This is a genomic window from Salinispora cortesiana, from assembly GCF_000484695.1.
In the GTDB taxonomy this organism is placed as follows: Bacteria; Actinomycetota; Actinomycetes; order Mycobacteriales; family Micromonosporaceae; genus Micromonospora; species Micromonospora cortesiana.
Genome location: NZ_AXVR01000002.1, coordinates 1 through 22,143, shown reverse-complemented (window position 1 = coordinate 22,143; position 22,143 = coordinate 1). Strand labels below are relative to the sequence as shown.

Annotated in this window: 21 protein-coding genes; 2 read left to right on the top strand and 19 right to left on the bottom strand. The window is 66.3% G+C overall.

What is annotated here, in order from left to right; genetic code table 11:
• Positions 1-158: 158 nt before the first annotated feature.
• The 16 genes from K228_RS0101680 to K228_RS0101600 form a co-directional block, all read right to left on the bottom strand.
• Complete coding sequence (locus tag K228_RS0101680; RefSeq protein ID WP_025616840.1) at positions 159-686, bottom strand: DUF6244 family protein; 528 nt, start codon at positions 684-686, stop codon at positions 159-161.
• A gap of 354 nt (positions 687-1,040) precedes the next feature.
• Positions 1,041-1,505 (bottom strand): PPC domain-containing DNA-binding protein, encoded by a 465-nt coding sequence (locus K228_RS0101670; RefSeq protein ID WP_025616839.1) that lies wholly within the window; start codon positions 1,503-1,505, stop codon positions 1,041-1,043.
• Positions 1,498-2,556, bottom strand: a complete 1,059-nt coding sequence (locus tag K228_RS0101665; protein WP_025616838.1) for an asparaginase — start codon at positions 2,554-2,556, stop codon at positions 1,498-1,500. Before K228_RS0101665 ends, K228_RS0101670 begins: the two co-directional genes overlap by 8 nt.
• Positions 2,557-2,696: 140 nt before the next feature.
• Positions 2,697-2,909, bottom strand: a complete 213-nt coding sequence (locus K228_RS0101660; protein ID WP_025616837.1) for a hypothetical protein — start codon at positions 2,907-2,909, stop codon at positions 2,697-2,699.
• 129 nt (positions 2,910-3,038) lie between these two features.
• Positions 3,039-3,488: a SitI3 family protein gene (locus tag K228_RS0101655; RefSeq protein ID WP_025616836.1), complete on the bottom strand. Its 450-nt coding sequence runs from the start codon at positions 3,486-3,488 to the stop codon at positions 3,039-3,041.
• Between the two features lie 13 nt (positions 3,489-3,501).
• Positions 3,502-4,302: a class I SAM-dependent methyltransferase gene (locus tag K228_RS0101650; RefSeq protein ID WP_025616835.1), complete on the bottom strand. Its 801-nt coding sequence runs from the start codon at positions 4,300-4,302 to the stop codon at positions 3,502-3,504.
• A gap of 205 nt (positions 4,303-4,507) precedes the next feature.
• The gene (locus K228_RS0101645) at positions 4,508-4,960 is read right to left on the bottom strand and encodes a SitI3 family protein (RefSeq protein ID WP_018255323.1); all 453 of its coding nucleotides are present in this window, start codon (positions 4,958-4,960) and stop codon (positions 4,508-4,510) included.
• A gap of 15 nt (positions 4,961-4,975) precedes the next feature.
• Positions 4,976-5,377, bottom strand: a complete 402-nt coding sequence (locus tag K228_RS0101640) for a CdiA C-terminal domain-containing protein (RefSeq protein WP_025616834.1) — start codon at positions 5,375-5,377, stop codon at positions 4,976-4,978.
• Between the two features lie 200 nt (positions 5,378-5,577).
• Positions 5,578-6,105, bottom strand: coding sequence for a DUF6244 family protein (locus K228_RS0101635; protein ID WP_025616833.1), 528 nt, complete (start codon positions 6,103-6,105; stop codon positions 5,578-5,580).
• 309 nt (positions 6,106-6,414) lie between these two features.
• Positions 6,415-9,396, bottom strand: a complete 2,982-nt coding sequence (locus K228_RS0101630) for a glycine--tRNA ligase (RefSeq protein WP_025616832.1) — start codon at positions 9,394-9,396, stop codon at positions 6,415-6,417.
• A 5-nt stretch (positions 9,397-9,401) separates the two neighbouring features.
• Entirely contained in the window at positions 9,402-10,388 is a 987-nt protein-coding gene (locus K228_RS0101625; protein WP_050564730.1) for a glycosyltransferase, read from the bottom strand.
• A 62-nt stretch (positions 10,389-10,450) separates the two neighbouring features.
• Entirely contained in the window at positions 10,451-11,314 is an 864-nt protein-coding gene (locus K228_RS0101620; protein WP_025616831.1) for an SDR family NAD(P)-dependent oxidoreductase, read from the bottom strand.
• On the bottom strand, positions 11,311-12,018 hold the full coding sequence (locus tag K228_RS0101615) for a class I SAM-dependent methyltransferase (protein WP_018255329.1): 708 nt from the start codon (positions 12,016-12,018) through the stop codon (positions 11,311-11,313). The genes K228_RS0101620 and K228_RS0101615 overlap by 4 nt, the downstream gene beginning before the upstream one ends.
• A complete protein-coding gene (locus K228_RS0101610) occupies positions 12,008-13,363 on the bottom strand; it encodes a hypothetical protein (RefSeq protein WP_245603392.1) in 1,356 nt (451 codons plus the stop codon). Before K228_RS0101610 ends, K228_RS0101615 begins: the two co-directional genes overlap by 11 nt.
• A gap of 50 nt (positions 13,364-13,413) precedes the next feature.
• Positions 13,414-14,550 (bottom strand): cupin, encoded by a 1,137-nt coding sequence (locus tag K228_RS0101605; protein ID WP_025616829.1) that lies wholly within the window; start codon positions 14,548-14,550, stop codon positions 13,414-13,416.
• Positions 14,551-14,575: 25 nt separating this feature from the next.
• Positions 14,576-15,565, bottom strand: a complete 990-nt coding sequence (locus K228_RS0101600; protein WP_245603403.1) for a glycosyltransferase family protein — start codon at positions 15,563-15,565, stop codon at positions 14,576-14,578.
• Between the two features lie 474 nt (positions 15,566-16,039).
• Between K228_RS0101600 and K228_RS0101595 the strand changes: the two genes are divergently transcribed.
• Complete coding sequence (locus tag K228_RS0101595; protein ID WP_025616827.1) at positions 16,040-17,422, top strand: helix-turn-helix domain-containing protein; 1,383 nt, start codon at positions 16,040-16,042, stop codon at positions 17,420-17,422.
• Here K228_RS0101595 and K228_RS0101590 read toward each other — a convergent pair.
• From K228_RS0101590 to K228_RS0101580, 3 genes are all read right to left on the bottom strand, one after another.
• Positions 17,395-18,582 (bottom strand): prolyl oligopeptidase family serine peptidase, encoded by a 1,188-nt coding sequence (locus tag K228_RS0101590; protein ID WP_025616826.1) that lies wholly within the window; start codon positions 18,580-18,582, stop codon positions 17,395-17,397. The genes K228_RS0101595 and K228_RS0101590 overlap by 28 nt on opposite strands.
• Before the next feature lie 882 nt (positions 18,583-19,464).
• Positions 19,465-20,181 (bottom strand): creatininase family protein, encoded by a 717-nt coding sequence (locus K228_RS0101585; RefSeq protein WP_025616825.1) that lies wholly within the window; start codon positions 20,179-20,181, stop codon positions 19,465-19,467.
• 3 nt (positions 20,182-20,184) lie between these two features.
• On the bottom strand, positions 20,185-21,417 hold the full coding sequence (locus K228_RS0101580) for a helix-turn-helix domain-containing protein (RefSeq protein WP_025616824.1): 1,233 nt from the start codon (positions 21,415-21,417) through the stop codon (positions 20,185-20,187).
• A 277-nt stretch (positions 21,418-21,694) separates the two neighbouring features.
• On the opposite strand from K228_RS0101580, the gene K228_RS0101575 reads away from it, so the two are divergent.
• Positions 21,695-22,143 (top strand): APC family permease (locus K228_RS0101575; RefSeq protein ID WP_425414490.1); only part of this gene is annotated, 449 nt, incomplete at its 3' end.

Sequence of the window (22,143 nt, the reverse complement as noted above, 5' to 3'; positions counted from 1 at the left end):
GGTCGGCGTCCCGCCCGGGACTCCGGTTGGCTGTCTGGTCCAGGGCGTGCCGTGGTCATGGTCATCCGATGGGCTGTCGTCGGCGGCATGAGGTGTCGGCGGCGGGTCACCCTGCTGGGAAGGGGTAGGGCTGGCCGGTGGGTGACCGCCAGCCCCTGTCAGTTTCCCGACGACCCCAACTGCCGGGCCTGCGCGATCGCCGCTTCGATGGCCTGCCGGGCCCCGCCGGTGCGTTGCACGACCAGCACCAGGACCTGCTTAATGGCCTCTAGGGCCTGCAACAGCGGCCCGGGCTGCCCGCCCTGTAGGACCATGGCGACGAGTTGCTGTGCCTCACCGACTCCGGTGATGGCCCCGGACGCCGCGTCCCGAGCGGCGTCCACGGCACTCTGCACAGGCGCCAGCCCGGCGATCGTCTCCTGCGGGGTGGCTTCGTTCGGCACCGCAGCGGCGGCCGTCGTCGCCTCACCGATCGAACCAGCAAGTCTTCCCAGGCCGCCCTGGATGCCCGTGATCGCGTTGCGCACCCGTGCCACACCCGCCGCCACCGCAACGAAGCCCGCACCAGCAGCCCGTGACGCTGTCTCCTGCGCCTGACGGTCGGCGGCGGCGGCCGACCCCTGCGCGCGTTCGACCCCGGCCATCAACGCACGGAGTTCACCGGTGATCTTCTCGATCTGTGACACGTGGCCGGCATCCCCTATCGATGAAAGTGGAAGTTCTCGACCGCTGAACCTACCGGGCTCCTCGCGAGGCCACTAGACACTGGGCGGGTCGGCACCGCAGGTGGCCAGTCGCATGAGCGGCTTCCGGTCCAGGTTCCAGCGCGTGTGGTGGGAGTGGATGCTGCTGGCCTGTCAGTTGTCGCTGATGGGCAACTGAGGCATGTCGTAGAGGCTCGCCTCGGGGATAAGACGCATGATGGGCCCGCAAATCTCGATGATCAGCAAAGGGATGGTTGACACGATCGGGGCCCGTAGCCCTTCGCGTGCATCGCGGCAACCCGTCAGTCCACAAGATTACGCCGCCATCTGAGATGATCAGCCGTTGCCGAATTGTAGGAGTGGCACGTTGTACATCGTGGGATCGGGGACCCGGCGCATTGTTGGCGCGGCAACCTCCGTAACCAACATTTCGGTGAGGAACTGGACGGTGGCGGCAAGCAGGTGGCTGGTGTGGCCGGTGGCGCTGTGTTCCTTGAGGCCGACGCTGACGTGGATGTGCGGCAGGATCCGGTCCTCGGCCTCGTCGTAGGCGATGGTGCCGCCGCCGAGTGCTTCGACGTTGGACAGGTGCACGCGGTCCCACAGGGGTGCCTGGGGGTTGTCGAGGCGTTGGCATGTGCCGACGATTTCGACACTGCTGAAGCCGGCGATGAAGACGGGGATGTAGCCGTGGCGGATGCCGTTGATGCGGCAGGCGTCGGCGAGGGCGGTGAAGAAGTCCTCGCCGTGGTCGAACGTGACGCCGATCATGCGGCCGGGTGTGAGGTCGTGGCTACGCATACTGCATCTCCGGCTGTTGGCTGAGGGCCGGCCAGGGCCAGCGGGCAGGATCGCCGGTGCCGTAGGCGGCGAATGCGGCGGCGATGGTCTCGGGCTCGGCGCCGGCGGCGAGAAGGGTGTGCAGCAGGATGCGCGCCTTGTAGGGGTCGAGGAAGCCGGCGCCGATGAGCCCTCGGCGCTGCAGGTCGCTCTCGGAGCCGGGGAAGGCGTAGGTGGACGCCAAGACCGGTCCGGCACCAGTACGGGAGGCGAGCGCGACCGGGATCCTCGCCGCGAGGGCGGTGAGCTTCTCGACGAGGCGTTGAGGTACGTGGCCGACGCCGAACCCCGCCACGACGAGGCCGTCGAGCCCGTCGGCCCCGGCGAGGAGGGCGCCGTCATCGCCCAGGGAGACGGTGTACAGCCCGACTCGTGGAACCCGGGTGACCGTCTCCAGCGGCACGGTCAGGCGGTGCGGTGGGTGGGTGAGCAGCCGTACTGTGCCCTCGACGACGTGGCCGAGCGGGCCGGTGTTCGGCGAGCGGAAGGCGCCGCCGCTGGTGGAGTGTGTCTTGCGGACGTGCTGGGCGGCGTGGACCTCGTCGGCAAAGACCACCAGGGCGCCAAGGCCCCGGGCGGCGGGGCTGGCAGCGGTGCGGATCGCGGCGAGGACGTTCGCGGGTCCGTCGGCGCCGGCGATGGTGGGGTTGCGCATCGCACCGGTGACTACAACCGGCGCCTCGCCGGTGTGCAGCAGGTCGAGCAGGTAGGCGGTTTCCTCGATGGTGTCGGTGCCCTGGGTGACCACGACGCCATCCATACCTCCGGTCGCGGTGTGGTCGGCGATCAGTGCGGCTAGCGCCGTGAGGTCGTCGAAGCTGAGCGAGGCGCCCGGCAGTTGGCGGAAGGTCTGGACGTGCACGTCGATGCCAGTCTCGGCCAGTCCAGGTACAGCGGCGATGAGCTCCTCGGCGGTCAGGTTCGGCACGACGCCGCCACCGTCGCTGCCGGCGGTCATGGCGGTTGTCCCGCCGAGGGAGAGCATCAAGACCGATGTCGGCCTCTCCGCCACCGCACCTCCTCATCCGTGCCTGTGTGTCTGCGGCAGCCTGTCACAGTTTCTGAGTGAAGCGAAGGCTCAAGGGAGGCTGGCCAGGTAGCGGCAGGCCGCGTTGAGCCCGTCAGTGGTCAGTAACCGGCTGCGCGGTCGGATCATCCCGTCGATGCCGACGGCGGCCAGCTCTTGCCCCGCACGGCGGTTTCTGGGATGCAGAAGACGCGGGCGGCCGGGACGGTGGGTGTGGTGAAGCGTTCGCTCGTGGCGTGCAGATAATCGATCTTGTGGCGGAAGAGCAGCCAGGTAGTGGCTTCTTCGCCGTACTGCTCGCGGGTCCAGAAGACGGGCTGGTCGGTCGCGGCGTGCAACGATTTGCACCATCGCGCTTATTCGCCGTTACCGAACCGTGTTCCTTCGCCGCTACGCGATGCTGCGGCAGATGATGCCTCGCACGGGCGAGCCAGAACACGCCCTCGCCGCCCCGATTCATAGACGCGTCAGGGGTGGAGAAACCTGTCGTAGTCTTCGTCGTACCAGCCGTCGGTGTTGTGCTTTCGAAGGGTGCCTGCGACACGGGTCAGCATCAGCACGTCGCCGTTGAGGGTCAGGGCCGCGTCCTCGGCCCTGCCGGCGAGGGTCCTGGCCACGGCCGCCAGCATGTGGGTTTTACCCTTGTTGGCCAGGGTGTCCTTGCGCATGTAGAAGCTGACGTCGACGTAGGTCTTCGGCTCCCATTCCCACAGAGCGCCACCGTCGTCCTCGGCACTGTAGTAGCCGTGCCGGCCGCCGGTGATGTCCACTACGTACCCGTGCTCGTCGTTCAGGTCGGCGCTGAGCATTCTGCCGCCGGACGCCGTGGACATCTCGACCGCTTCGGGAGCGGCCAGCTCCGCCACCTGTTCGAGCGGGACGTCGCCTGCCAGCGTCAGCCGGTACTCGACAGCCATCTGCACCCCTTCATCAGTCTCGCCGATCTCGCCGGCCGATGCGGATGAGGAACTCGTTGTCCTCGGTGAAGGTATCGGTGTCGCTGTATCGGGCAAGGGTGGCACGGACAGCGCTGTCGAACGCGTCGAGCCGGTCGCCAAACAGTTGTGGCGCGGCGAACGAGGTGGAGTGCAGGTACCCAAGGATGCTGTCCGCGGTCCAGGTTCGGATGACCGACACGGCGTGCTCCTCGACCTGACTGAACGGAGACTCACGCATGATCTCGCTGTACGGGCGGTGGTGATGCTGGAACGTGCGTTCGCCAGCGCGACGCTGCTCGCCGAGGAAGTCCTGGATGACTGTGCGGATTGCGGCCTTCCAGTCGTTGGTAGCGGTCCAGAAGCTGTTGTCGGCGAAGATTGCGACCGCGCCGTCCGGGCTGACCTGCGCGTCCAACCGGGTTAGGGTCGCGGCCTGGTCGAGCCAGTGGAACGCTCGGCAGATTGTCACCAGTTCGGCCTGCCATCCCGCCGGTGGCGTGAACTCCTCCGCCGTGACCTCCTGCAGCCGCAACTGAGCGTCGGCGGGTAGCTGTGGGCGGAGCGCGTCTTCGGCAGCAGCGAGCATGCCTGGAGCGTTGTCGATGGCGATGATGTCATCGAAACGGCCAAGCAGAGCCTCCACCACGAGGCCGGTGCCGGTGCCTACGTCGAGAAGGCGCCGCGGCTGACAGTCGGGGACCGCGGCGTCCAAAACGTCGGCCACGGTCGCCGGGATGCCGGGCCGGTACTGCCGGTAGAAGCCGACGGTTCCGTCAAACAGACTCATGATCATCTCGGTGGGCGAGCTCGGTGATGTGGGCCGGGTAGCGGGGAGATCAGCTGCCACGAGCAGGCCAACGTCGTCGAGCCGTTCGGGCTGCGAAGCGCTGGTCGTCCGTCCGACCGGGATGACGATCACCCCGGCAGAGCTACTGGGAGCCTACGCTTCCCGGTGGGTGTTGCTCGTTGAGCGGAGAGGTATCGCGAAATGTGTGAGTTCAACCCGCGGTCATGCCTTTGACGTCGTAGTTGTCCCACCAGGTTGGCCGGTGTTCGCGTAGTTGTCCCGTGACTCGTGTCAGCAGGAGCCAGTTGCCGTTGAGTACGAACGCGGCGTCTTCCGGCCGGTTGGTGAGGACACGGGCCACGGCCGACACCATTGTTGGGACCACGTCTTCGGGTGGGTTGTTCTTGCGTAGGTCGAAGATGATGTTGGTGTAGGTGTCGGGTTCCCATTCCCACTGGGTGCCGTCGTCGTCTTCGGCGTCGAAGTAGCCGCTGCTGCCTGCGGAAACGGTGACGGTGTAGCCGAGTTCCTCCCCGAGGTCGGCGGTGAGCAGCCGGGGGTAGCCGGGCAGGGTTGACTCCTCGACGCCGTGCGGGGCGACGAGGGACGCGAGGTCTTCCAGGGGGATGTCGCCGGCTAGGGTCAGTCGGTATTCGATGCCCACGTGTTGCCTGCCTTCTCAGTTGCGTCGGACGATCTGAATGATCGCACCGTTTCGGGTCACCGCTGCCAGTTCCTTGAGGTGCGGGACCGGCCAGTCGTTGAACTGCTTTCGCAGGCCGGCGATGTCGCCGCGCCAGTCGCACAGGTTCAACACCACTCGCTGGGTCTGTTGCCTCGCCACTTTCTGCGACACCTCCGTCCATACCCCGCGTACCGCCTTGCCGGCAGTGGGGGAGTAGCAGTCGAAGACGTGGCCCTCGATGAGGTAGTCCGGATCCTTGTCCGGCTTCCCCCTGTCGCCGGTGTTCTCGCGGGCGTCGGCGATTTCCTGCCGCGTCGGGTTCTGATGCACGCGGTAGCCGTCGTGGGCGAGAGTGTCGGCGCACTCGTTTTCCAGCTCCAGCGAGCGTTGTACCACCGTGTCCTCTCGTGGTGGGATCTTCGTTCGGGGCCCAGTGGGCGAGCCGCCGGGAACGCCGGTTGGCGGCCGGCTCCAGGATGTGGGACTCGATTCGGGGATGGCTGGGTCATCCGTGGCGGCTGCTGTCGTGGTCGGGCCGTCGGCGGCAGCGGTGGAGTTGGGGGCAGGGCTGGCGGATGCAGGGCCACCAGCCCCGGTCAGTTTCCCGACGATCCCAGTCGTCGTGCTTCAGCGACCGCCGCCTCGATAGCCTGCCGGGTAGTGCCGGTACGTTCCACGAGAAGCACCACGATCTGCTTGGCTTCATTCAACGTCTGCAACAGGGGTCCTGGCTGCCCGCCGTGCAGAACGGCTCTGACGAGTTGCTGCACATCGCCGAGTTGACTTATCACCTGGGTCCCCGCATCGCGGGCGTTGTCCAGTGCGCTCTGCACCGGTGCCAGCCCAGCGACGGTCTCCTGCGGCGTGCCCTGGCGGGGCACCGCCGCGGTCGCCTTTGCCGCCTCCCCGACCGACGCGGAGAAGCGACCAAAGCCGGCCTGAACGTTCTGAATCGCGTCGCGGACCCGGGCCATACCGACGGCCACAGCGGCGAAGCCAGCGCCCGCGGCACGAGCGCCGACCTCCTGCGCCTGGCTACCGGCTGCGGCGGTCAGACCGCGAGCTTTGTCGACACCAGCGATCAGGGCACCCAACTCGCTGTGAATCTTCTCGATGATCGACACGTAAAGCAATCCGCCGATCGGCGATGACGATGACTGCGTCCTAACGGGTCGTGCCATCGTGCCAGTGACCGGCCCCGAGCGACTCGTCGGACTGGTCCACATGGCACTGACTGCGGGCTTGCCGGTACCACGAAGCTGGGCGTAGACGCCGTGAGGCCTCTTGGCCTTGCGCTCTACGAACATCTGCCGGATCACCCAAGACGTGCGCTCCGGGCCTTCCACGATCAACTGGTCAACGAGGTCCCTATCTCGCTCGAAGCGTGAGGTGGCGGTACTGCGTTCTACCGTCGGTGTTCCGTGCTGCTGGCGCTATAGCCGAAGTGCCTGCCAGTCGAGCACGCCGTCACCGAGCGCGGCGACCGCCCCGACTAGGCCCAAACGGCGTGCTCGCACATCCGGGTCTTCTGCTATCACGAGGATGTCGTTGAAGAACGAGTCCACCGCGGCAGGCAGGTCACCACCTGCGGCGACAAGGTCACCGAGGTCTGCGTGTTCAGGAAGCCGGCCGACGGTCTTCCTGACGACCTCGTGCAGGTCAAGCTCCGCCGGTTCGGTCAGCGTCATCGGTTCGTATTCAGCGCCTCCGTTCGTCGCGATCCTTCTGGCTCGCTGCAGGGCGGCGGCGAGCCGCCGGAAGTCCGGGGTTTCGACGAGCTCGGTGAGTTGACGAAGCACGCGATCGGCGGTGCTGGGCTGGTCGGCATGGATGATGACCGCGCGTACCCGGTCGACGGTGTGCCCCTCGTCGAGGAGTAGCTGCTCCAGCCGCCGTGTGACGAACTCAGTGACGGCGTCGATCGTTTCGCTGGTGACGGGCACGGGCTGTAGTCGAGCGGCTTCGGTGAGGGCGTTGCGCAGGGAAAGTCCGGCGAGGGAGGGTATGCAACGGTGGATCGCGATCGTCCCGACCGCAGCTCGACGGAGGGCGAAGGGGTCGCTGCTGCCGGTCGGCAGGCCCACCGTGGCGGCCAAGCCGATCAAAGAGTCCAGTCTGTCCGCCAAGGCCAGCAGGGCGCCAGGCGTGCTCTGCGGGAGCAGGTCGCCGGCGTACCGAGGCAGCTCAGCCTCGAACATGGCAGCGGCAACGGTTGCAGACTCACCGGCGTGCAGTGCGTACTCGCGGCCCATGACGCCAGCGAGGCTGGTCATCTCGGTCACCATCTGGGACCCGAGGTCAAACTTGACGATCTGCGAGGCTCGTTCGAGCGTCGCCAACTCACTGTCATCCAGGGGTACGCCGGACGCGAGGGTCTGGGCAAGGGCCGCGATGCGGTCTGCTCGATCGGACATGGAGCCGAGCTTGTCGGTGAAGGTAAGCCGGTACAGGCGTTCACGCATGGTGGTGATCGAAATTGTCTGGTCGGCGCGGTAGAAGTACGCCGCGTCCTCGAACCGTGCTCGCAGCACGGCCTCGTTTCCTGCCTGGACGGTCGTCGGGTTGATCGCGCCATTGGCGATCACGACGAAGTGGGGCAGGAGCTGGCCTTCGCTGTCACATACTGGCAGGTAGCGCTGGTGCTTGCGCATCACGGTGGTGAGGATGGCATCGGGTAGGCCCAGGTAAGTGGGGTCGAAGTCGCCCAAAATCGCCGTCGGTTGCTCGACCAGAAACGTGATCTGGTCGAGCAGGGACTCCTCGCCGTCGGCATCGATGCTGCCGCCGACGCTGGCGGCTGCCGTGCGGGCTGCATCGACGATGACCTGCCTGCGGACGGTCTCGTCAAGCACGATGCCGGCAGCGTCCAGTATCGGAAGGTACGCGTCGGCAGAGCTGACGGCGGCGATCCGCTGGTATGCGTTGCGATGCAGCCGCGTCTCGGTATCTGCCCGCAGATGTGAGGCGGTGACCGGGACCGGCTCGCTGCCCCACATGGCCAGCAGCCACCGGATCGGTCGGGTGAACGCCAGCTCGGGATCGTTCCAGCGCATGTTCTTCGCCGACCGCAGGCCACCCACTACCGTGGACAGGATCTCGGCGAGGGCTTCGACGGCGGTACGGCCGTGCTCCTCGCGGTAGACGCAGACGTACTCGACGCCGTTAACGACGGTGGTGGCCAAGGCATCCACGCTGACGCCGTTGGCGCGGGCGAACCCCTGGGCCGCCGGCGTCGGCGCGCCATCTTTGAATGCTGCCGAGACGCGCGGGCCACGCACGGTGGTGACGGCGTCGGTCTCCCGCTCAGCGACCTCGGCGACGATGGCGGTGATGCGTCGAGGCGTGGCGTGGACGCGGATCGAACCGTATGCGAGCCGGCCCGCTGCGAGTCGTGTGGTCAGCGCGTGTTCGACCTGCTGGCGCGCGTCGTGAGCCTCGGTAGGTGGCATCTCTTCGATGCCGACTTCGAAGACGAGCAACTGCGGCCCGTCCTGCTTCGGCTGCTCCCGCCGGGTAGCGGCCGCAATCTCTGGCGGTACCACCTGACCGAGCGGGAAGCCCTCCTTCCTCCGGGTCTCAATCCACAGTCTGGCAACACTGTTGGACAGGCGGCGCATGCGGGCGAACTCACTGGCCCGGTCAGCGGTGGATACAGCGCCACGGGCGTCGAGGATGTTGAACGCGTGCGACATCTTGAGCACGAACGTGTGCGCCGGGATCGGTAGCCCGGCATCAATCATGCGTTGGGCCTCGGCCGCGTACGCCGACAGCAACTCCCGGTTGGTCGGTACATCGGCATCGTCAAGGTAGTAGCGCGACATTTCGTACTCGGCCTGCCCGAACACCTCGCCGTAGCTGACGCCGGGCGCGTACCTGATGTCCTTGAAGTGGCGTACCCCTTGCAGCGCCATGAGGATGCGCTCCATGCCGTAGGTGATCTCCACCGAGACCGGGTTGAGCGTGATGCCGCCGGCCTGCTGGAAGTAGGTGAACTGCGTGATCTCCAGTCCATCCAGCCACACTTCCCAGCCAAGACCCCACGCGCCCAGCGCCGGGGAGGCCCAGTTGTCCTCCACAAATCGCACGTCGTGCTTGGTGACGTCGATGCCGAGCGCCTGCAGGGAACCGAGGTAGAGCTCTTGGGCGTTGCCCGGCTCGGGCTTGAGGATCACCTGGACCTGGGTATGGCACTGGATCCGGTTAGGGTTCTGGCCGTATCGGGCGTCATCCGGACGAACCGACGGCTCGACGTAGGCGACCTTCCACGGCTCCGGGCCGAGGACCCGCAGGGCGGTCGCTGAGTTGAGGGTGCCCGCTCCGACCTCGGTGTTCATGGGTTGCACGGTCAGGCAGCCCAGTCCACCCCAGTAGGCGGAGAGCCGGGATAGCGCGTCCTGCATGGTCAGGTCGGTCACGGATGTCACCTCGGTTCGGTCAACTCGTGGAACGGATTCGATCTGCGGTCACCGTGGATTACGGTGGCCCGGTTCAACTGGGCCTCAGCGTGGTCGTGCAGCCATGTGTCGCCGCCGGTCGGCATCGGCTGCGCCAACAGCGAGTGGAAGAACGCGACGGTACGGGGCAGACTGTTCAACTTCCTGCTGTGTTCCGACTGGGTCTCCGGCGGATCGACGTGCAGCCCAATCGCACTTCGCACAGGTGCCACCTTGCAGCCCGCAGCGATGAGCTTGGCACCGACGTAGGCGTCCTCGGCGCCCCATAAGCCGTGGAAGCCCGGGTGGAAGCCGCCGACATCGATGACCGCCTCCCTGGGCATGGCGACGAGGGCGGTGATCACGGTCCGTGGCAGCGACCAGTCGAACACCCATCGCCCGTTGCCGAGCCCACGAAGGTCGTCGGTCTCGTCCAGCAGCCGGCAGCGCTTCGGGCTGTCGAGGATCGTGCCGCTAAACGGCAGGAGGCCTGCGGGGAAGACGGTGCTAGCCCGAGGGTCCTGGTCGAGGTCGACGCTCGTGGGCGTGAGCGGCCCGGCGGCGAGCGCCGCCGCGGGCACATGCTGGCGGAAGCCGAGCAAGACGAGGTCGTCGGCGGCACGCGACGCCAACTCGCGCAGGGTGAGCGGCGGCAGGACCATGTCGCCATCGACGTAGAGCACGGTCGGTGCGGACGTGAGGACCGTTCCGACGTTGCGGGCGACCGACGAGCCGACCGGCTTCGCCAGCCGGATTACGGTCGGTCGGGAGGGGTGCGCGGCGGCGCGGAAGGCCCCGTCATCGTCGCTGGCGTCATCGACAACGATGATCTCCAGGTCGACGCCTTCACTCGCGGCGAGTGCGTCCAGGACGTGCGTGATCGCGAAGGCGCGGTTACGGATCGGTACGACTGCACTCAGGGGTGCGCATCCACTGGTGCGGATGTGGTAGTCGTTGTCCTGCTTTGTGATCATGGCCGTCACGCTGCCGGGCTTTGCTGGCGGGCGTGTCCGGCGAACGGTGCTGAAATCAACGGTCACTGCGGTTCCTCACCAAGAAATGAATCGGGTGCGGATACCGCAGCACGATGTCTGGAGGACGCCGGCCAATGCGGTGATAGTACCCGATCTGCGGGCTGGGGACTCACGCGGTTATTCGTAGCGTCCGTTGGCGCTGGTCCGCGCTCGATATCGGCCGGTCGGAGCTGCACGGTCAGTCCGCCGTCCAGGGTGATCGTGTGGCCGTTGGCGCAGTCGAGCGCCGCAGATGCGACCGTGATCGCCGCTACGGCGACCTCGTCCAGGCGCGGGTACCGGCCGAGCGGCACGAGCCTGATCAGGGCTTCGGCAAGTTCGCCATCGGCACGGCTGGTGGCGGATTCGGCGATGGGTCCGACGGCAAGAACACGGGTGGTGATCCCGTGCGCGGCGTACTCCAGTGCGAAGGATCGTGCCAGGCTCTCCATGCCAGCCCGCGCCGCGTCGTAACTGATCATATAGCGGTGTGGGTAGCGGGCACCGACCGAGCCGATGAGCACGATCGAGCCGCCGATCGCGTACGACTGTGCGGACTTGGCGAACACGGACATCGCCCGGAACGTGGTCATAACATCGCCGAGGGCCGCTTCCACATCAAGATCCGTGGCGTCGTCGACACGGACCAGCGGCGGAATGCTGCCACCGGCAAGGATCAGCTCGCACCGGGATGCGCCGACTAGCTCCGCCTTTAACCTGTCGCCGAAGGCGGGCGATCCGGCGTCGGCGCGAAGCAGTTCGACGCCAGGCGGAACCTCGGTAAGCAGCGGATCGACGGCGAGCGTGCGGTCGCCCTTCCGAGTCGAGGCGGCGGTGACCGCTGAGCCGAGCTGGCCTGCCGCCCCGGCGATGACGCGCAGGATCATGGCAGGGACTCCCTACGCAGTTCTGCGGCGTACTTCGCGCCCCAGGTCATCGTCTTGACCATGGTCAGCCCGGCCTCCTGCGCGTGCGCCTGCAGCGTCGGCGGATCGACCCAGAGCCAGGGAAACCAGTCCCCGATCCGGTCGCGGTATCGCAGGCGCAGGGTTACCTCGCCCGGGTACGCGTCGCGGCTCTGTGCGGTCTCGCCCCATGCGACGTGGCCAGGTCCACGCCAGTCGACGCTGGTGACGAGCAGGCGCCCGGCGGGTGTCATCCATCCAGCCAGATGGACGAGCCACCTGCCGAGTTGGTCAAGGGTGCCGCAGATGCCAAGACCGCCGCCGAGTGCGGCTACTACGTTGACCGGCTCAGGCGGAGACCAAGCCGTGGCGTCGGCCTGGACCGCGGTGAGCCCATGGGCCGCAGCGAATGCCACTGCGGTGGGGCAGGAGTCCACGCCGATGCTGGCGATGCCCCGGCGGTGCAAGATCTCCAGGTGGCGTCCCGTGGCGCAACCGACATCCGCGACCGACTGGCCCAGCTCGACCCAGTCCAAGATTTTGGTGTCGACAGGTGGCTGAGCGGCCGGTTCCCGACGCCACCAGGCCAGATCGGTGACACTGCGGTGGCCGTCACTGCGTTCGACGATGAGCGGGGCGTCGGGTTGTGGATCGCGTAGCGCGATCTCCAGAAGGTCAGTGGGCATGGTCGGCTCCAGACGTAACGTGAGGGGAAACCCAGGCCGCATCGAGCCGGAACTCGTGCTCCCGGGCCGGGCCAGCCGGTCCTGACCGCACGATCAGGGAGTCGACTCCGTGTAGGCGGGACAGCGCGCGTACGGCGGGCACGTTCGCCGCCTGAGCCGCGAGCGCCGAGTTGGAGCGCAGGCCACAGGCGACAGCCATGATCGCTAGGTGGATCGCGTCGTAGCCGGTGAAAGCGGCTTGGGCGCGTCCGGGCTTGCCGTGCGGCGAGGCGGCGATGAGGTCTGTCATGGTCAGGGTTTCGAGTACTTCGTGAACGCGTTCGTGGAGGATCGCCGCATCGAGGTCGCCAAGGAACAACACATGGCAGCCTGCTCCGGTTGCCAGGTTCCTGAAGCCGGCCCGGATGGCGTCGAGATCGACCGATCGGTATAGCAGAGTCGGTGTGATGTCATCGACAATGAGCGTCGCCCTGGCGAGCGTCGCCGCGGCCTCAACGAGCGAGTTGGTCGAATCCGAGATCTCCCGCGCTCCGAATAGAGGGACCGTGACCGTGGCGCGGCGCCTACCCGAGGCGACGACACGGCGGGCGTCCGATGGCTCTACGCCGTGGTGGATGGTCAGGCCGGTTCGGCGCAGCGCTCGCCACGCCGGCTTCAGTCGCTGCCGGACCCTGCGCGCGACATCGAGGCGTTTGTCGTCGGGCAGCGCCGTCGCGTTCGTCTCGCCGAGCGTGAAAGCGGCGCCCCAGATCTGGTCGTAGCCAGCGGGCCGCAACTTGGCCCCTCCTGGTGCCGGGGCGAACGGGTCGCCAGGTGTGTGCAACCGACCGATCGGTGCGACGGCGGGCAGCCGCCCGATGGAGCGCCCTCCGGTCACCCCTTCACTGAGATACACCGCGGATGCGCCGACGGTGTCGTAAGCGCCGGCGATGAGCAGGTCTGGCAGGTCGGTCGCACGGCGGGTGAAGGACGTGCGGCGGGCGCGCGCGGCCAAGTGCCATGTGCAGCCGTCGAGTTCCGCGACGTCGCCGCCGAACTCGACTGGCCAGCCCTCGTCGTTGAGGACTTCGCAGATCCCGGCTAGGTCGTAGGAGGTGTCTTCGGCGGGCTCGCCTCGGCCGACGGCCGCGCCGACCAGACAGACCCGCCGCCGGGTGCGGCGCCCTTCCTGGCATGCATCAATAACCTGGTGAAAAAGGGCGGAGGTGACACGGGGGCGGTGGTGGTAGAGCAGTGGAAAGAGCAATGGCCCTTCGCGTTTCGCCGGGATCGCGCGTGGCGCAGCCTCGGGCACGGAACCGTGGAGCGCCTCCTGCAACGTCCCGGCTGCGGACGTGTCGCTCAACCACCGACCCGAGACACTGGAAATCCAGTCAGTCAACTCTCGATGCCGAATCACCTCAAGGGCTCCAGCACATCGAGGCCACGCCAGCGCGGTGTCACCCGCCACTCACGGACGAGGTCGTGGTCCAGCCCGGTCAGCGCCACTGTGGCTTCGAACATTTCGGTCATCCAGGTCTGGTCGTGAACGGTGACGAGGCTAGCCTTCAACCTGCGGGTCGCTTCGGCGAGTCGATCCGGCTTGGCAGCAGAAAACCAGCGCCGATCCTCGTGGCCGGGATCGATGCTTACCGCGGAATAGAATCCTGGTAGCGCCAGCCAGGGCTGGTAGACCATGCCGACTGCGAGCGGAACCGGAATCCGATCAGCGACGCCGTCGAGAGCCCGCACCGTCTTTGACGCGACCGGGAGTTCCTCCGGGCGGCGTACCATCACCAGCAGGTCAAGATCCGAGCCAGCGTACGGTGGTTTGACCGACAACGGCGACTGCGAGCCCTCTACCACCACGGGAGCCAGGCCCGCCACGGCCGCGTGGATCTCATCGGCCAACGATCGCGATAGGACGGCGGCCACCGGGGTCACTGCCCGCGCAATCTCGAACGGCCCGATCCGCTCGACCCGATACGCCTCTGGTGCCTGGGTCAACGTCGTAACCAGTGACGTGAAATCCTGCGCCAGGGCACCCACCGGGTCGTCCCTGCGGAACGCTGTTTCCGCGCAGCGGAACAACACCGTCTCGTCGGGCTGTCGCTCGCTCCGACCCGCAGCGAAGGCCGCTGCGAATGCGGTGTTCACCTCCTCTGCGTGGGCGATAGCGGTACCGCCGACCCGGTCGGTGTCAGGCAGGAAGGCGTTAACGGTCACGTAGGTAACACCTTCCAGCGAGTCGGCAGCCACCGAGTGGTGCCAACCAACCGGAACGAAGACCGTGTCGCCGGGTAGACATCGGTAGGAAACCTGATCGCCAGCACGGCGAAGGGTCGCGGTGCCCACCCCGGACAAAAAGACAAATGTTTGCTCCATGTCGGAGTGCACGTGCCCGGGAACTGTGCCCAGGCCGGGTACGCGGACCAGAAACACCTCGGTCGACCGCGCCTGTTCGCGTTTGACCAGAAAATCGTTAGCATGTGTGCGGAAATCGAATGGTTCGCCCCTTGTCGCGGGCGCGTGGATGGGAACGAGGAAAGACATAGCGGCTCCTCAGACGGGGATGGACTCAGGAACGGCGGGGTGGGGCGGCGATGACGGCCGCGTAGAAGCTGACGAGTGCCGAAGCGGCATCAGGCCAGGTGGGCAACGTGATGCAGCTCCGCGAGACAACCGAGCGCCAGGCGCGGATCGCGGCATGGTCGTCCCATTCGGGAAGCACCAGCCAACGATCATGCTCAAATGAGCCGTAGAGCGAGGCGCCGCCGAGCGGTGCGACACTGAGCACGCGTGTGCCAGCCTGGAGCGCCTCCACGAGCACCCCGCTGGAGTGCAACCGCTGGTACGGCAACACAACCCATTCCACCGCCGCTAGAAGTTCACGGAACTCGGCGGTCGACAGAAACCCCGGCCGGTAGTCGAGCCTGAAATCCGCCTCAGCCATCGTGCGTAGGCGGCGGTCAGTCTCGGCGTCGTCGGGATGGCCCGCCACGAGCAGGCGTAGATTATCCTCGCCCGCGAGGACCGCTGCCGCGAACTCCGCCGTTCGTTTGTAGGGCCGCAAGCGCCCGAGGCAGGCCATCGGTACCGCGGGCCTTGGCGTGCTGTACCGGGGGTGCGGTAGATGGAGTGCCAGCGCGGGAAGCGCTGGACGGTGTTCGCGAGCCACACGTTCGTGCTCGGCGCTGAAGTACTGGGCCCCGTCCGTCATCGCATCGATCGTGGTCCGGAAGCGGGCCAGGTCAGGTCGCGGCTCATGCGGCGCCAGGTTATGTAGGGTCTGCACGATCCGCGTGCCTGCCTCGCGGAGCTCGCCTATGAGCGCCAAGGCGCGCTGCGCCCCCAACGCCGCAGCAAGCTTTTCTGGCCAATGCAGGTGGACAATCGCCGGGATTGGGCCGTTCCACGTTGTTCGCGATGCCGGGGTGAGAGTTGGGGTGTCGTGGCAAATGCGAGGATGCAGGACCGTCCATCCAGCAGATATAAGTGCGTGATCCGCTTCGCGTACGTAATCGTTCCAGTCGCAGGTCTCGGGGACCTGCCAAACGCTGGCAGGCATTGTCGGCACGTGCCCTCCCTCGGGTGTAATCCGATGCTTAGTTGCTGGTCGCGCCAGTGACCGGGCGGCCGTTGCCGGTAACTGAGACTTGGCAACGACAGCGAAGTCGAGACGACAACCCCATATAGGTCACCGTTTCTGTCACTGTCCCTTCAAGTGACACCGCTCAAGGTTGTTGGGCTTGCCCCGTGCTCCACTGCACCTCCCAGGGGTGTGAAGAACTGGAGCGAGTTGGACGAGTGGACACGCCCGTTCTTTCACCTTCACCTTCACCTTCGCCCTCGCCGACGCTGTCGTGAATGCCGAGCATGCGGACGAAGTAGTTGTCCGCATGCGCCGCACCTCGTGAACCGCCGGTCTTGGGTGTTGTTTCCGGCGCTCCTGGTTGCGCTGGGCAAAACCCTGGGTGACTCTATGGGGCGATGTCCATGTTGCTCGATGTTGTTGCTCGCGAGCAGTCTGAAAGGCGGTGCCATGGGTCAGACCCCGCGGAGGCTCCAGCCGTCTCTGTCCGAACGCCACTTCTTCGGAGCCGAACTGCGTCGGCTGCGCGAACGCGCGAACCTCTCGCAGGCGCGGCTGGGCGTCATGATCCGTTTCAGTGCGGACCTCGTTCGTCGCGTGGAAACGGCCGACCGGTTCCCCTCCCGTGAGTTCGCCGAGGCCTGCGACAAGGCGCTGGCGACCGGTGGTGCCCTGATGCGCCTGCTGCCGCTGCTCGACAAGAACCGGGCCAGCGGCGGCAAGCCGGCCACCTTACGAGCCGGGGCCGAATTTGGCAGCGTGCTTTCCGACCGCCTGACGGCAACATCCGGGTTGGCCGAGATGATCGCTGGAGTTCCGTTCCAGCCGGGCGCCCTCGACCGCGCTGCCCTTGACTGGCTGAACGCGGCGACCGGACCTCGGCTGTCCCGGGCCGGAAGGCCCGGTTCGCCTGACCAGGTTGACGAAGAGGATCTTCATTCGGCGGAGACTGCGCTGGCGATGTACCGGCAGCTGGACCATGCCCATGGAGCCGGACGAGTCCACGCTGACGTGCAGCGGTACGTCGAAGGTGAACTGAACCGGCTGCTGGCGAACACCCCCGTCTCCGAGACGGCGGGGCGGCGGCTCTACAGGCTCGCGGCAGGTTTCTTCGAACTGTGTGGATACCAAGCGGTCGACAGCGGTGCCCATGGCCTTGCCCAGCGCCGCTATCTTCGCGCTCTGCGTCTGACGGAAGCCGCCAATGACCGCTTGTACGGAAGCTATTTACTCGCCGTGAATATTGGGCACCTAGCGCTTCACTGCGGGCACCCCGAGCCGGCGCACAGGGTGGCGATGACGGCGGTGAGAGGAAGCGAAGCCCAAGTGACACCCGCTGTGGCAGCAGCGCTGCATGCGGTGGTGGCGCGTACACACGCCCGTCTTGGCCGCGAAGGCGATTGCCTTACCCACCTCGACATCGCCGAAAGGCAGTTAGCCCTAAGTAAGGTCGAAGACGAGCCCGTATGGATTCGGTACTTCAACGCGGCGTATCTCGCCGACGAGATGGCGCACTGCTTCCATGACCTGGGTCAGCCGCGGCAAACCCAACGGCACCTGGGCGATGCCCTTACCGCCCTGAGCCCCACACATGTCCGGCGACTCGCCATCGACACCGCGCTCATGGCCTCGTCGTGGGCCGTGTCCGGCCGCATTGATGAAGCCTGCGCCACCGCACGACAGGCAGTCGACTATGCCGCACAAACCACCTCACATCGCTGCCTGCAGCGCATCGTCGAGGTGCAGGTTGACCTCGAGCCCTATCGGTGTGAGCCGGAAGTCCGCGAACTCGGCGAGTACGTTCGTCACCGGCTACCGCTGGCAGCGGTGTAGCCCCCGCTGACCGTTGCTCCATCAACCATCACCGAGCGGTAGTGAGCCAGCTCGGCCTCCAGCGCCGCGCCTGCTCGATGGGACGACGCCACATAGTGGCCGACCTCAGGAAGAAGCAAAAGCCCAGCCGCTCTATCTGCGGATGTCAACTCGTCGGCGAGTTCGCGAACATCCTCGGCTATGGCTACTTCGTCTGCGGTGCCGTGAATGAGGAGCACCGGCCGTTGGATTGCGGCGGCGCGGACCGGGCCGGCGCCCCCGCGCAGCCGCATCGCGTGGGGCCGCTGGAATCGGGGTACCGTTTCCGCCCACCGGTCAGGATCCACAATCGCTGACACGGCGGTGGCGGCGGCGAACGGGGTGTCCTGTGCCACCGCCTGCAACGCGGTGTATCCGCCTGCGCTGGCACCACGGATGAATACCTGTCCGGGCAGCGCCCGTCCCGTCGATAGCAGGTGATCCGCCACCGCGGCGCAGTCATCGACATCGTCCAGGCCCCACCGACCGTAGAGCGATTCCCGGAACGTCCGGCCGTACCCGGTGCTACCCAGGTAGTCGACGTCAACGACGGCGAACCCGCGGCTGGTGAAGAACTGGGCCTGCCAATCGAGCCGCAGCAAGCAGGAGTCGGTGGGCCCAGGATGTGCCCGCACGATCACTGGCGCCTGCCAGTCCGTCGTGGAGCCCGTCGGTGGATACACCAGGGCAAGGACCTCCCGACCACTGGTCACTCGAACACGTAACTCCGTCGGCGTGGAAACGCTTGCCCGGTCGAGTGCGCTGTGTTCCGAGCGGGCAAGCACCACCACTTGGGGGACAGTGTCAGCCAAGTCCACGAGCGCCACCTGCGGGGCTACGCTCGGTGAGGATCCGATCAACGCCACCGTCGTCCCTTGAACAGCTAGGTACGGCTTGATCGACGTGTATGGCAGATCGACCGGGTGAACAGAGCCGCTAGCCTCGACGACGACGAGGCGGTGTCGCGGCCCCTCCTGCACCGCTATGACGATCCGACCGTCGTCAAGGAGCCCATACGACGCATAGCCCAGTTCCCACGGATCTGCGGCGCACTCGCCCGCAAGCGGTGCGACCGCCTCCACCCGGTGGCCGTCCCATCGGTAGAGGTTCCACCAGCCGTTGCGGTCCGACACGAAGTACAACGCCCCGTCGGGTCCCCACTGCGGCTCCAGCGCAGACTCATGCGGACCGCCGGCTATTCTCGCTGCGCCTTTGACCGATCCCCGCGGTGAGTAGGACGCTACCCATACCTCGCTGGCGTCCCAGGGCATGTCTCGTTCACTCCACGCGGTCCACGCCAGCAATCCCGGACTTGGCCGTGGCGCACCGAGAAACCCTGGCGACGAGACAAGAGTCCGCACCTGCGGAGGGCCGGAAAACGACGCTGCGACGAGTTCGTCACCGTGCCTCGACTCCCGCACAGCCAGCAACTCACCGTTGCTGATCGTCAGGTCACCGAAGCATCCACCGCTGACCATGTCGGGTTCATTGCGGTGAAGGCTGCTCCGATAGAGGCCGTCTCCGCCGACACACCACAGAGTCCCTTCGACGGCAGCGAACGATCCACCTCCGTACGCGTGAACGTTACTGGTGACATCGAAGCCCGCCGGACTGACAACACGCTTGCCCTCCTCGGACCGCCAACGCGTTACCGTAGTACCCCCGCCTTCGGGGTGAGTCTCCAGCCAGTACAGGCCGTCATCACCGGCACGTAGCTGGTCATAGCTAAGGGAGGCGCGAACGGCGTCGTCCAACGACACTTCAGCGATTCTGTCGCCCAGCCTCACGGGTCCTCCTCCAGCAACGTCAAGTGGGGCCGGACGAAGGCCGGCTCGTCAACCGGGCACCGGGACAGCGGCGTGCCTACCGGCAGGACGAGGCTTTCCGAACTGGCGCAGGCGTCTGGACCTGGCGCCGCTACGTCTGCCCTCGTCCCTACCTGGTTCACTTGCAAGATTTCGTCACCCGAGGGCTCTCCCGGGCGTCGCCGATGCGGACAGCAATTGCCGTCCCGTGACGCCTGATCATGCTTTGGCCCTCGGCGGGAGGCCGTGATGGTCGGCGAAGGAGCGAACAAGCGCTTCGAGTACGGCTTTACCCTTGGTTGGGGTGGCGTGGGACGGCAGACCAATGACGCCGCTGGTGGTGTAGCCATCCATGCCCCGCGTGAGAAGGTGGCGTCGATCGTCGGCTAGGTGGTCGGCCTGCTCGTAGCCATCACGCACCACTTCGGGCGCAACGTGCAGAAGCAGCGAAACCTCGAGCTCACCAGCGTGCATGTCCTGGTGAGCTGTGCTGTGCATTCCGGCGGCAACGCGAGCGTCGTCCCAGTCAGCCCGAGTTGGGAACAGCGTCATCGCTGGTCCGGCGACGTTGGCTTCCTGAACGACGTTGGCGAGCGCGTAATTTCCGCCGTGTCCGTTGATCACAGCGAGTCGATCAATGCCAGATGCGCGCAGAGAGCGGGCGATATCAACGACCACGGCGGTGAGGGTGGTGGCGCTGATACTGACCGTTCCACGCCACGCCGCGTGCTCGTGGGAGCAGGAGATCGTCACAGGCGGCAGCAGGAAGAGGTCATAGCGCTCGGCGACTGCTTTCGCGATCGCGCACGCCACGACAGTGTCGGTTACTAGCGGTAGGTGGGTGCCGTGCTGTTCGAAACTCCCGACCGGGAGGACTGCGACGGAAGCCGCTCGCTCGGACTCGTCGCTGCTCGTCGCCGTGGTGATCAGATCCACGGGCTAATGGTTGCACGCTTCGAGAGTCGCCTGCCGATAGGTGAGCACAAAGGCGGCCGCTTCGGGAACGGCTGTCTGCTGGCGAAGGGCGACCGCTGTCGGGTTCAACCAGCGCAGGGCCCGTGTGGAGGAGGTGCCAGCGGCCAAAGCCAGGGCGTTGGCGGCCTCGGTCGCCGCGCGTTCGATGTCGCCGGTGTTGATGTAGGCGGTGGACAGGGCCGATCGCCAAAGGGCCTCGTCAACGCGCCACTGATCAGGCCACTGGCCCAGGAGTTGCTCGAGGAGTTCGGCTGCGGCTGTCGGTTGGCCGAGGAGTAGACGGCATTGCGCTTCGTGGGCAGCTATGTACGCCGGGTTGCAGTGGGAGCCGAGATCGATCGGTAGTTCTGAACCCCAGTCGGTGCTGCCAGCGACGCTGTGCGCCTTGTCGATGCTGGCTGCGCAGGCGTTCTGGTCACCTCCCATGGCGTACGCCTGGGCTTGGCGGATCAGTAGTAGAGCACGGATGCGGCCGGGTAGCCGAACCTCCTCCAGCGCCCGCTGCGCCAAGGCGATGGCATTACCCGGATCGAAGCGCTCGAGAGCGCGCTGGCTCTGCCTCATCAGGACGTAACTCGTCAGCGTCGGCGCGTTAGCTTCAACGGCGTGCTGCTGGGCGTGTCGCAGCCAGGCGTCTGCCTCGACGGCGTCGCTTTGCTCGTCGATCCAGCTGAGGAACTCCGCCCACAACGCCTGCGCGATGAGTGCCTCTCGACGGCGGGCGGAACGGCTTCGTCGCCCGATGGTGGCTGCGATGCTGATCTGTGCATGGGCAGTGGAGGCCATCCCGGCGTATCCGATGCGGTTTCCGGTAGTGGCGAGACTAGCGAGCTGTTCGTGCCACGAGCGGAGCAGATCGGGCGCGTCTGGATGGGGCATGACGACCCGGAGTTGGCTACGGGCATCGTCGGTCAGGTGGTAGCCGATGTCGGTCAGGCGACGTTCACGTTCGAGGTCTGGAAGGAGGCGGACCAGTTCACCAGCGGCCTGCAGTGCGGCCTCGAATGACTCGACGAGGTGGGAGGACGGCCAACGTTCGGCCTTTTCCACCTTGCCAACGAGGTCTCCGCTGACGTGCACCCGCTTACCCAGAGCGCGCTGGGACAGCCCGCGGCACTCGCGCCATTGCCGAAGCGCGGCACCGAAGCCATGCAGCGCTGATCGATGTGGGGTGAGCTGTCTTGGAGCTTGCGCCACCAGTACTCCTGGGTGCTGTCCGTTCGTCAGGCCGTAGCCGGACAGTCTGACCGTACGTGGTCGAAGGCTACGCGGACGGTGGCATGCGGACAACACCGCATGTCCGCATCAACGCTATCGACTCGGCTGGCCCGGTCGGTAATTCTCGTTGCTGAGATACCCGTTCGCATGCTGGCCAGAAACATTATTGGCGGTCAGGTCTAGACGAGTAATTTGCCTTCGCTGTCGGCTCCAAAGTATTGAGATTGGCCAGTAAATAAAGAAGTTGAGGAGTTTGATGAGTCTTCATGGTGGCCTTGCCCAATACGGCTATCGTCAGGAGTTGAGTCGGCAGTTGCGGTTCCGGGACCTGCTGGCGTATGGGCTGGTGTATATGGTGCCGATCGCGCCGATGGCGATTTTCGGTAGTGTGTATGCCGGGTCTGGTGGCATGGTGGCGCTTGCCTATGTGATCGGTGTGGTCGCGTTGGTGTTCACTGCGTTTTCGTATGCGCAGATGGTGCGGGCGTTCCCGATGTCGGGCAGTGTTTACAACTATGCGGGTCGGGGTATCAGCCCTCCAGTCGGTTTCCTCGCCGGGTGGGTGATCCTGCTGGACTATGTGCTCGTGCCGGGCCTGCTGTATTTGGTGGCGTCGGTGGCGATGCACGCGACCGTGCCAGCGGTGCCGGTGTGGTTGTGGCTGCTCGGGTTCGTCGCGGTCAACACGATCGTCAACTCGGTCGG

What these genes read in the sequence shown, in the direction of transcription:
- K228_RS0101670 (WP_025616839.1), bottom strand. Translation starts at nt 1,505, where the DNA reads ATGCGTAGCCACGACCTCACACCCGGCCGCATGATCGGCGTCACGTTC.
- K228_RS0101655 (WP_025616836.1), bottom strand. Translation starts at nt 3,488, where the DNA reads ATGGCTGTCGAGTACCGGCTGACGCTGGCAGGCGACGTCCCGCTCGAA.
- K228_RS0101650 (WP_025616835.1), bottom strand. Translation starts at nt 4,302, where the DNA reads ATGATCATGAGTCTGTTTGACGGAACCGTCGGCTTCTACCGGCAGTAC.
- K228_RS0101625 (WP_050564730.1), bottom strand. Translation starts at nt 10,388, where the DNA reads ATGATCACAAAGCAGGACAACGACTACCACATCCGCACCAGTGGATGC.
- K228_RS0101620 (WP_025616831.1), bottom strand. Translation starts at nt 11,314, where the DNA reads ATGATCCTGCGCGTCATCGCCGGGGCGGCAGGCCAGCTCGGCTCAGCG.
- K228_RS0101615 (WP_018255329.1), bottom strand. Translation starts at nt 12,018, where the DNA reads ATGCCCACTGACCTTCTGGAGATCGCGCTACGCGATCCACAACCCGAC.
- K228_RS0101605 (WP_025616829.1), bottom strand. Translation starts at nt 14,550, where the DNA reads ATGTCTTTCCTCGTTCCCATCCACGCGCCCGCGACAAGGGGCGAACCA.
- K228_RS0101600 (WP_245603403.1), bottom strand. Translation starts at nt 15,565, where the DNA reads ATGCCTGCCAGCGTTTGGCAGGTCCCCGAGACCTGCGACTGGAACGAT.
- K228_RS0101595 (WP_025616827.1), top strand. Translation starts at nt 16,040, where the DNA reads ATGGGTCAGACCCCGCGGAGGCTCCAGCCGTCTCTGTCCGAACGCCAC.